At 72.8% G+C, this 10342-nt stretch carries 7 protein-coding genes; 6 read left to right on the top strand and 1 reads right to left on the bottom strand.

The window, feature by feature from the left end; all coding sequences use genetic code 11:
- The first annotated feature begins 17 nt into the window (after positions 1 to 17).
- The 6 genes from AAH979_RS19280 (at position 18) to AAH979_RS19305 (ending at position 8818) form a co-directional block, all read left to right on the top strand.
- Positions 18 to 989 carry a YafY family protein gene (locus AAH979_RS19280; RefSeq protein WP_346259512.1) on the top strand — a complete coding sequence of 324 codons (972 nt, stop codon included), beginning with the start codon at positions 18 to 20 and terminating at the stop codon, positions 987 to 989.
- Positions 990 to 1082: 93 nt separating this feature from the next.
- Positions 1083 to 2033 (top strand): hypothetical protein, encoded by a 951-nt coding sequence (locus tag AAH979_RS19285; protein ID WP_346259513.1) that lies wholly within the window; start codon positions 1083 to 1085, stop codon positions 2031 to 2033.
- Positions 2030 to 3700: an insulinase family protein gene (locus AAH979_RS19290; protein ID WP_346259514.1), complete on the top strand. Its 1671-nt coding sequence runs from the start codon at positions 2030 to 2032 to the stop codon at positions 3698 to 3700. The genes AAH979_RS19285 and AAH979_RS19290 overlap by 4 nt, the downstream gene beginning before the upstream one ends.
- A gap of 390 nt (positions 3701 to 4090) precedes the next feature.
- Complete coding sequence (locus AAH979_RS19295; RefSeq protein WP_346259515.1) at positions 4091 to 5251, top strand: IniB N-terminal domain-containing protein; 1161 nt, start codon at positions 4091 to 4093, stop codon at positions 5249 to 5251.
- Between the two features lie 287 nt (positions 5252 to 5538).
- Complete coding sequence (locus AAH979_RS19300) at positions 5539 to 7461, top strand: polysaccharide lyase family protein (RefSeq protein WP_346259516.1); 1923 nt, start codon at positions 5539 to 5541, stop codon at positions 7459 to 7461.
- Position 7462: 1 nt separating this feature from the next.
- Positions 7463 to 8818, top strand: coding sequence for an alpha-L-fucosidase (locus tag AAH979_RS19305; protein WP_346259517.1), 1356 nt, complete (start codon positions 7463 to 7465; stop codon positions 8816 to 8818).
- Between the two features lie 183 nt (positions 8819 to 9001).
- Here the strand turns inward: AAH979_RS19305 and AAH979_RS19310 are convergent, their stop codons facing one another.
- A complete protein-coding gene (locus tag AAH979_RS19310; protein WP_346259518.1) occupies positions 9002 to 10300 on the bottom strand; it encodes an extracellular solute-binding protein in 1299 nt (432 codons plus the stop codon).
- Positions 10301 to 10342 lie beyond the last annotated feature (42 nt).

Genomic DNA, 10342 nt, shown 5'->3' on the forward strand with positions numbered 1-10342 from the left:
GCTGGCAGACTCGGAAAATGCTCGACACCTCGGCACGGCTGCTGCGCCTGCTCGCCATCCTGCAGACCCGGACCGAGTGGACCGGCCCGGAACTGGCGCAGCGGCTGGACGTGACGGTGCGTACCCTGCGCCGGGACATGGCCCGGCTGCGCGACCTCGGCTATCCGGTCCGGGCCACGCCCGGCGTCGCCGGTGGCTACCGGCTCGGCGCGGGGTCGACGCTGCCGCCGCTGCTGCTCGACGACGACGAGGCGGTGGCGGTCGTGCTGAGCCTGCGTACCGCCGCCAGCCAGAGCGTGACCGGCATCGCCGAGACCTCGCTGCGCGCGCTGGCCAAGCTGGACCGGATCCTGCCGGCCAGGCTGCGGCAGCGCACCGCCGCGCTGCGGCTGACCACCGTCCCGCTGGCCGGCAGGGCACCCACCGTCGACCCGGACCTGCTGACCGCGATCGCCGAGGCGTGCCAGAACCTGCACCGGCTCACCTTCGACTACCGCACCCGCGACGGCACGACCAGCATCCGCCGGGTGGAGCCACACCGGCTGGTGCACACCGGCCAGCGCTGGTATCTGGTGGCCCGGGACACCGACCGGGACGCCTGGCGTACGTTCCGGGTGGACCGGATCGGCGGGCTCCGCTCGACCGGGCAGCGGTTCACGCCGCACGACCCGCCCGACCCGGCGACCTTCGTCGCGGACTCGGTCGGGGCGGCACCGTACCGGTACCGCGCCCGGGTGCTGGTGCACGCACCGGCCGAGGAGATCGCCGAACGGGTCCCGCCGACGGCCGGACTGGTGGAGGCGGTGGACCGGAACAGTTGCCTGCTCAGCACCGGAGCGGACTGGCTCGGCTTCCTGGCGCTGCACCTCGCCCTGCTCGGCCCCGAGTTCACCGTGCTCGAACCCGCCGAGCTGGCCGACGAACTCGGCGTCCTGGCCGGGCGACTGGACCGGGCCCGGAGCCGGTCCGGGTCGCGGCGTCCGGAGTAGTCCACGGTCACCCGCACGAAGTGCTCCCGGACCGGCCGGCCTCGACCGGAAAGGGTGAGCCGGCCGGAACAAGATCTCGTTACGATGCCCGCCATGCCCGTCGCGCCCGCCCCCGCCCTCACCACCGACCCCACCGCCGCCTATCCGCAGTTGGCCGGCCTCCGCGCCGCGCTGCGGGCCGGCGACTGGCCGGCGGTACGCGCCGGGCTTGTGGCCGAGGAGCCCGGAGCCCGCACGACCCTGCTCCGGCTGACCGTCGACGGGTACGGCGACCGTCGTTTCCTTGAAGAGCTGGCCCAGGCCAACCCCGACGAGCCACTGGCCGCCGCGTTCCTCGGCGACCTCCTCATCCGTCAGGCGTGGGAGGTCCGCACCCGCAAACGCGCCCAGCACGTCAGCCGCGAGCAGTTCGACCGGTTCCACGAGATGCTCCGACACACCGAACGGCTGCTGATCGACGCGACCGCCCGCCATCCGACCGATCCGACACTGTGGACGCTCCGATTGATCATCGTCCGTGGCCTACAGCTCGGCACCGCCGAGGCGCGGCGCCGCTACGACCGGCTCGCCGCGAGCGACCCCCACCACCTGCCCGGACAGCGTCAGCTCCTCCAGCAGCTCTGCCCGAAGTGGGGCGGATCCTTCGAGGCGATCCACGACTTCGCCCGGTCAGCCATGCTCGCCGCGCCGGAAGGAGCGCACAACGCGGTACTGGTGGCCGAGGCCCAACTGGAGCACCTTGCCGAACTGGAGGGCGCGAACCGGCGGCGGTACTGGACCGACCCGGACGTGCGCGCCCGGTTGCGGGAGGCCGCGGAGCGTTCCGTGCTGCACCCGGCGTTCCGGCGTACGCCCGGCTGGGTGCTGGTGCAGAACACCTTCGCGATGATGCTCTCCATCGTCGACGACCACCGGACCTCGGCCCGGCTCTTCGACGGGTTGGGCCACCTCGTCAGCGTGGAGCCGTGGGAGATGTCGGGCGACCCGATCGCCAGGTTCGAGCAGGCCCGCCGCGAGGCGTACCAGAAGGCAGGTGTGCGGTGATCCGACAGCTGGAGGTGGACGGCGTACCGGCCCTGGTCGCCCCGACCACCGGTCCGATGCACGCCGGCCTGATGTTCCGGGTTGGCCAGGCCGACGAGACGCTGGCCCGGCGGGGCGTCACCCACCTGCTGGAACACCTGGTGCTGCACCCGCTCGGAGTCGCCGACTACCACTACAACGGCACCACCGGAACCAGCGTCACCCACTTCCACATGCAGGGCTCGGCCGCCGACATCGTCACCTTCCTCACCGGCGTCTGCACCTCTCTGGACCGGCTCGCCGCTGATCGGCTGGAGACCGAGAGGGCGATCCTGCGTACCGAGTGGAGCGGCCGGAGCAACCCGGCCATCTCGGCGATGCCGTTGTGGCGGTACGGCGCCCGGGACTACGGCCTGGTCAGCTACCCGGAATGGGGACTCGAGGTGGTCACCGTCGACGACCTGCGCGAATGGTCAGCGCGGTACTTCACCCGGGAGAACGCCGTGCTCTGGGTCGCTGGGGAGGACGTACCGGCCGGACTCACCCTCGCCCTCCCATCCGGACAGAGGTGCCCGGCACCGGCCGCCTCCTCGGCCCTGCCCCGTACGCCGGCCTTCTTCCCCGGCGGCTCGCAGGCCACCGGCTTCCAGTCGGTGGTACCCCGACAGGCCGCGGCCACCGTCCTCACCGGAGTGTTGGAGCGGAAGCTGTTCCGGGCGCTGCGCCAGGAGGCCGGTCTCTCCTACACGGCAGCGGCCGACTACGAGCCGCGCGGAGACGGGTTCGCCGTGATCACCGCGCTCGCCGACGCGCTGCCGGAGAAGCAGGGCGCCGTGCTCGGCGGTTTCGTCGACGTGCTGGCGGAACTGCGGGTGGGCCGGATCGACGACGCCGAGGTCGCCGCCGTGGTCGGCAAGGCCACGGACGCGCTCGGCACCGCCGAGGCCGACGCCGCACGGTTGCCGGCCGCCGCGTTCAACCTCCTCACCGGCTATCCGGTCAGCTCCAGTGACGATCTGGCGATGGAACTGAAGGCGGTGACCGTCGAACAGGTGCACCGGGTCGCCGGCGAGGCGCTGGCGTCCGCGCTGCTGATGACCCCGGTGGGGTGTACCGCAGACTGGGCGGGCTTCGTCCCCGCACCGTCCACGTCGGCCGAGGCGGTCTCCGGCACGGCGTACCCCGGGCTGGGCGACCCGACCCAGCGCCTAGTGGTCGGTGCCGAGGGCGTGAGCGTCACCTCGGACGGCGCTCCGCCGGCAACCGTCCGGTATGACCGGTGCGCGGCGATGCTGGGCTGGCCGGACGGGGGCCGGCTGCTGATCGGCGAGGACGGGATCTCGGTACGCATCGAACCGACTCTCTACCGCAACGCCGACCAGGTACGCGTCGACGACCGGGTGCCGCCGCAGGCCCAGGTGCCGCTGCCAGCCCGGGACCCGGACCAGATCCCCCGGCCCCAGTCACGACGCGGCGCTCCCCGGCAGCGGCGTCGGATGACCCGTCGGCACGTGCGGATCGGCGTGCTCGGCGTGCTCACCCTCGGCATCGGCGGCCTGGCCCTGGCCGTGTCGATCGGGATCGTGATCGGCGAGGTGGACGGCAGTCCGCTGGCCGCGATCGGCGGATGGATGATCGCCAGTTACCTGGGCCGGGCCCTGTGGAAGATCTGGCACGGTAACGAGTAGTCGGCCGAACTCGGGGCAGGGCAGGCGGTACGGACAGCGCGCCGCCGTGGCGATCGGCTGAGGGCTGGCGCGGACTTCCCCGACCGGACCCGTCGGCTGCGGGGTGTCCGGGCCAGCGCCCCGACCCCAGAAGGGCAGCCGGGGTGAACTGGGCCGATCCGTCGGCCCGGTCCGGTGTGGCGGGGCGGCAGCGGGGCCGTGCTCGGGGTGGCCCGCCGACCGCAGCCCCTATGCCCCTAACCCGAGCCGGGGCCTCGCACCTAGCCGGTTAGGGCGAGAACCGGGGATCGTCCCCGATGTCCGGTACGTCGGCAACGCCGTACGGTCGGCGCCAGGTCTGGAACGACATGCCCAGATCATCCCGCCCAAACCTCTGAGGAGATCGTCACCGTGGAATCGGCACCGACCGTGGAGACCCCCGCCCCGGCTCCGGCCCCGGCCCCTGCCCCCGCCCCGGCCCCCGAGGCGACTCCCGCCGTGGAATCCACCCAGACCCTGCAGGAGTTCGTGGTCAACCTGCTCACCGACGTGGACCTGCGCACGGCGTACGAACTCGACCCGACCGGCACGCTGGAGAGCGTCGGGCTCGGCGACGTGGTCCCGGCCGACGTCGCGGACGTCCTCCCGCTGGTGGTCGACTCCGTACCGCTGCAGGGCCTGACCGACCTCGGCGCGGTGGAGAGCCTGGGCCTCGGCTCGGTCAGCCTCAGCCCGACCAGCGCCGTCGGCCAGGTGCAGACCGTCGCCAACCAGTTCACCGCCGGGGTCTACGGCACCGGTGTCGACGTCGACGTGGCCGGCGTGGGCGCCGTCAGCGTGGACCCCAACGGCCTGGAGGTCGGTGTCAGCTCCGCCCTGCCGGTGCTGGGCCTGGACAGCGGCCTGAGCGTGGATCTGTCCGGCGTGCACGACGTGGCCGACACCCTCGACTCGACGGTGCTGGGCACCGCGGGCGGGGTCGACACCGTCGACGGCGTGCTCGGCACCGCCGACTTCGCCGCCAGCACCGTGACCTCCACGGTGGCCGGCACGACCAGCCTGGTCGGTGCCGGCGACCTGGGCGGCGTGACGGACCTGACCACCATCACCGACCTGACCAACGTCGCCGACCTCGGCGGCGTGACGGACCTCGACGGCACCCTGGACAGCGTCACCGGCACGGTCGGCGGGGTCACCGGCACCGTCGACGGGACGCTCGGCGGCATCGGCCTGGGCGGGGTCACCGACACCGTCGGCGGCGTCACCGACCTGGGCGGCACCCTCGGCGGCGTCACCGACCTGGGCGGCACCGTCGGCGGCGTCACCGACCTGGGCGGCACCGTCGGCGGCGTCACCGACACCGTCGGCGGAGTCACCGACCTGGACGGCACCCTCGGCGGCGTCACCGACACCGTCGGCGGAGTCACCGACCTGGACGGCACCCTCGGCGGCGTCACCGACACCGTCGGCGGAGTCACCGACCTCGGCGGCACCCTGGGCAGCGTGACCGGGCTGGTCGGCGGCGCCGACCTGGGCGGCACCACCGACCTGCTCACCGACGGCGTGCTCTGAGCCGTACCCGCACCAAGACGGCGGTGCCCGGACCAGAAAGCGGCTGGTCCGGGCACCGCCGTCGCACTTTACCCCGAAGAGCGGGCCCGATCCCGCCCTGACATCGGATGTCTGGTGACGGTGCCTTGACAGGTCTACTCGGAGCGCAATAGCGTCGTAATCCGATTGATTCGTTTCAACCGGGAGTGGGCGGCAGTCACGCCGGGACGGTTCTGCCGGCGATGGCCGGACGCTGTGGCCGGCCATCGTGGGCAGACATCCGATGCTCCTGATCGGGAGGACACGACGTGATCGCACGCAGGGACTTTCATCGGATCAGCGCGGCGACCGCCCTCGGCGCCGGGATCGGCGCCGCAACCGGCAGCGCGGCCGCCGGTGCGGCATTCGACGAGGGGCAGCCGAGCGAAGCGCAAACGAGCTGCGAGGTCACCGAGACCGACACCGAGATCGTCGTCGACAACGGCCCCGTCCAGATCACCGTCAGCAAGACCAGCGCCAGCCGGCTGACCTCGCTGCGGTTGCACGGTCAGGAGTTGCTCGGCGCGGGCGGTCGCGGCAACTTCGACATGAACAACGCGATGGAGGGCGATCCGCTGCCGTTGCCGCCGGCACAGAACTCGTACGAGATCCGGCGCGGGGACGACTTCGTCGACATCGCCTTCCGGTACAGCCCGACCAACGGCGGGCCGTTCTGGCTGGAGCGGCACCACATCGTCCGGGCCGGTGAGCCCGGCATCCACCTGGCCACCGTCTTCCAGCACCCGCCCGAGCTGCACGGCTTCCGCTCCGACCAGCACCGGTACGTCTGCTACCTGGACCCCGAACTGTTCACGCACGTCTCGGTCGAGGACGACCCGATCGGTGCACCGTGGCGGGACGGTGCCGCCCGGATGCCCAGCCCGGCCGAACTGGCCGCCGCCCCGGTGGTGATGGACGCGACGCACGACCTGGCCGGCCTCGGCTCGGCCTATCCCCGGCGCTACTACACCAAGTACGACTGGGCCACCTACCTCAAGGACCACGTGGTGCACGGCCTCTACGGCAACGGGTACGGGATCTGGGCCGTCCAGCCGAACCGGGAGGCGTTCTGCGGCGGCCCGGTCCGGCAGGACCTGACCCTGCACCAGACCACCAGCCGACCGGTGCTGCTGGTCGAGCCGCAGGCGACGCACTACGGCTCGCCACCGGTACGGGTGGCCGCCGGCCAGGCGTGGGAGAAGACGTACGGGCCGTACTTCGTCTACCTGAGCCGGGGCGACGACCCGGCCCGGATGCGTGCCGAGGCGCTGCGCTACGCCCGCCTCGACGTGCACCGGGACTTCTACGACCGGGTGGCGCTGCCGGGCTGGACACCCGGCCCGCAGCGGTGCACCGTGCACGGCCGGATCCGGCTCGCCGGCCAGCCGCACCTGCGCGGCGCGGTGGCGGTGCTCTCGGACAACCGGCTGGACTTCCAGCGGACCGCGCTCGGGTACGCGTACTGGACCGACGTGAGCCCCGGCGGGGTGTTCCGGCTGCCCGACGTGCGGCCCGGAACGTACCGGCTCACCGTCTACCGGCCCGGCACCTGGGGCGAGTACGTCCGGGACGACGTGCCGGTGCCGGCCGGTGGCCGGGTCGACCTCGGTGAGCTGCACTGGGAGCCGCCCCGCAACGGCCGGACGGTCTTCCAGCTCGGTACCCCCGACCGCACCTCGGCGGAGTTCCGCCGCGGCGACGAGTTCCGGCAGTGGGGCACCGCGCGGTTCTTCAAGGCCGACTTCCCGGACGGGGTGGTCTACACGGTCGGGCGCAGCGGTGACGACGACTGGAACTACCTCCAGTTCCAGCGGGTCGACGGGGAACCGGTGCCGCCCTGGCGGATCCGGTTCGACCTCGACCGGCCGGTGCGGCCCGGCGCGACCGCCACGCTGACCGTCGCGCTCGCCGCCTGGGCGATGGACACCGCCCGGGACGTACCGCCGCTGCCGAGCAACCTGACCATCCGGGTCAACGAGCTGCGGCTGGTCTGGACCTTCGCCCCGGACGACGCCCGGGGCGCCACCTACCGCAGCGCCTGCGGCGGCCGGCACTACCGGCGGGAGTTCCGGTTCGACGCGGGCGCGCTGCGCCGGACCGGCAACGAGATCACCCTGGCGATCAACGAGGACACCCCGCCGGAGCTGGGCAACGAGGCGGCGTACGACGCGATCCGGCTGGAACTCGACTGACGTGCGCGGGGAGCGGGAGACCCCGGCCTGGTACCGGGACGCCAAGTTCGGCATCATGATCCACTGGGGCCTCTACTCCGTCCCGGCCTGGGCGCCCCTGGACGACGAGGTGGTACGGCTGCTCGGCGCCGGCCGGACCGGCCCGGACGAGTCCACTTCGGACGGCCCCGCGGGCCCGGCGGAGCACTCGGACCCGCTGGCCCGGCACTCGTACGCCGAGTGGTACCAGAACACCTACCTGCTGGCCGGACCGACCCGGGCGTACCACCGGCGGGTGCACGGCGACCGGCCGTACGCCGACTTCCGCACCGAGTTCGTCGCGGCGGTCCGGGACTGGGATCCGGCGCCCTGGGCCGACCTCTGCGCGGCGGCCGGCGCCCGGTACGTCGTGCCGACCAGCAAGCACCACGACGGTTTCCTGCTCTGGCCCTCCGCACACCCCAACCCGCACCTGCCGCGGTGGCAGACCGGGCGGGACGTGATCGGCGAACTCGGCGCGGCGGTGCGCGAGCGTGGCCTGCGCTACGGCCTCTACTACTCCGGCGGCCTGGACTGGACCTTCGGCAACCTGCCGATCCGCCGGATGGCCGACGTGGCGGCGAGCGTCCCCGACTCGCCGGGATACGCCCGGTACGTGGACGCGCACTGGCGCGAGCTGATCGACCGGTACCGGCCGAGCGTGCTCTGGAACGACATCGGATATCCGTCGGCCGGTGACCCCGACCGGCTGGTCGCGGACTACTACGCGGCGGTACCGGACGGGGTGGTCAACGACCGCTTCTCCCGCGACCGCGCCGACGTGCGCACCCCGGAGTACGGCACCCGGTCGGAGATCGATCCGGCGCCGTGGGAGACGGTCCGGGCGCTGGGGCTGTCGTTCGGCTGGAACCGGCAGGAGACGGCGGAGCACCTGCTCTCCGCCACCGAGGTGGTGCACCTGCTCGCCGACGTGGTGAGCAAGAACGGCAACCTGCTGCTCGGGATCACCCCGGACGACCGGGGCGTCGTCCCGGCCGCACAGCGGGCGGTGCTGCCCGAGGTGGGCCGGTGGCTGGCCGGGTACGGCGAGGCGATCTACGGCACCCGTCCATGCGAGGTGCCGGCGGCGGTCACCAGTGCCGGGGTACCGGTCCGGTTCACCCGGCGCGACGACGTCCGCTACCTCATCGTGCTCGGCGACCCGGGGCCCGAGTTCGGGGTACCCGGGCTGTCGTTGCCGCCCGGGGCCCGGCTCCGGGCGGTCGGCCCGGCGGCGGCGCAGCCCCGGTGGCGTCCCGGCCCGGACGGCCCGGTGCTGACGGTCGGCCCGCTGCCGCCGGCCCCGGCGCACGTGTTCGCGGTACACCCCGGGTCCTGACCGCTGCCCGAACGACTCGCGGCGCACGACCGCGAGCCCGGGAAGACGCCCGGGCGGCCGGCCGGATGGCCGGGTCGGCCACCCGGGTTCCCGGCCCCGCCGCATTCCGGGGCCGCCGGCCGGAAACGCGGGTGCCCCCGTCCCATCCGGGACGGGGGCACCCTCCGGTGTCCGCGGTTGGCCTCAGCCGAGTTGGCTCTTGGCCTCGTCAATGACCCGCTTGGCACCCTCGGCGACCGGGATCCGGCCGAAGATGACCTCGTCGTAGATCCGCTGGAACTCGGCCTTGACCGCGCCGCCGCCCTTGGGCTGCGGCGGCGGGGTGGGCAGCAGCTTGTCGACGACGGACCGCTCGAACTCGTAGACCAGCTTGTCGTTCGGGGCCAGGGTCGGAGCGATCGCGTCCCGCACCTTGGCGTTGGCCGGCATGCCCCGGGAGACCGCCAGCACCTTGCCCGCCTCGACGTCGTTGATCAGGAAGTCGACCAGCATGGTCGCCTCCTTCGGGTGCTCGCTGCGCTGCGCGACGCTGTAGGCCATCGACATCGCCGCGATCATCCCCCGCTTCGGGGTGTCGCTCGGCATCGGCGCGATGGCCAGCGGCGCGCCGTACGCGCTGACCATGCCGGTGAACCCGGAGTCGTAGTTGACCTCGGCGGTGACGCCCTTCTTGATCAGCGAGGAGTTGGTGATCGAGCCGTCGAGCTGGGTGGTCAGCGCCGGGGGCGCCAGCGCGCCGACCGCGCGCATCTGGCCGGTCATGGTCCAGAACTCGGTCAGCTCCGCCTCGGTGAAGCCGAGCTTGCCGTCGTCGGTGTAGATGGCCTTGTCCCGCTGGCGCAGCCAGATGTCGAACCAGTCGATGGCGAAGCCGAAGTCGCCGAAGCCGGCCACCTTGCCGCCACTGGACTGGCTCAGCTTCTGCCCGGCCGCCTGGAGGTCGGCCCAGCTCCACTCGGGGCTCGGCGCCGGCACGCCGGCCTTCTGCCAGAGCGCCGGGTCGTAGACGACGCCCTGGGTGTTCTGCGCGATCGGCACCGCGTACGTCGCGTCGCCGACCTTGCCGGCCGGGAGCAGCGTCTGGGTGATGTCCCCGACCTTCAGGGTGCCGTCCTCGATGTACTCGGTGAGGTCGCGCAGCGCGTTGCGGTCGGCGTACTCCCGCAGGTAGGCGCGGTCCATCTGCACCACGTCCGGCGCGTCGCCGCCGGCGATCTGGGTGGAGAGCTTCTGGAAGTACGCGTCGAAGGCACCGAACGAGGTGTTCACCTTGATGTTCGGGTACTTCTTCTCGAACAGGTCGATGGCCTGCTCGGTCACCTTGGCCCGGTCTTCGTTGCCCCACCAGGTGAAGTCGAGGGTGACCGGGCCGTCCGAGGCGTCGTCACCACCGCCACAGGCGGCCAGCGGCAGGACGAGCAGGGCCGCCGCGGCGAGGGTTGCGGCCCTCACGGCTCGGCGGGCCCGTCGGGTGTGCACCATGGACATTCTCCTTCCCGAGGGCGACGACGGCCGGTGGGTGCG

It is taken from the genome of Plantactinospora sp. ZYX-F-223, assembly GCF_039649625.1.
Classification (GTDB): Bacteria; Actinomycetota; Actinomycetes; order Mycobacteriales; family Micromonosporaceae; genus Plantactinospora.

Bases quoted from the DNA above. Each gene is read 5' to 3' on its own strand.
- AAH979_RS19285 (WP_346259513.1), top strand. From the start codon at position 1,083: ATGCCCGTCGCGCCCGCCCCCGCCCTCACCACCGACCCCACCGCCGCC.
- AAH979_RS19280 (WP_346259512.1), top strand. From the start codon at position 18: ATGCTCGACACCTCGGCACGGCTGCTGCGCCTGCTCGCCATCCTGCAG.
- AAH979_RS19310 (WP_346259518.1), bottom strand. From the start codon at position 10,300: ATGGTGCACACCCGACGGGCCCGCCGAGCCGTGAGGGCCGCAACCCTC.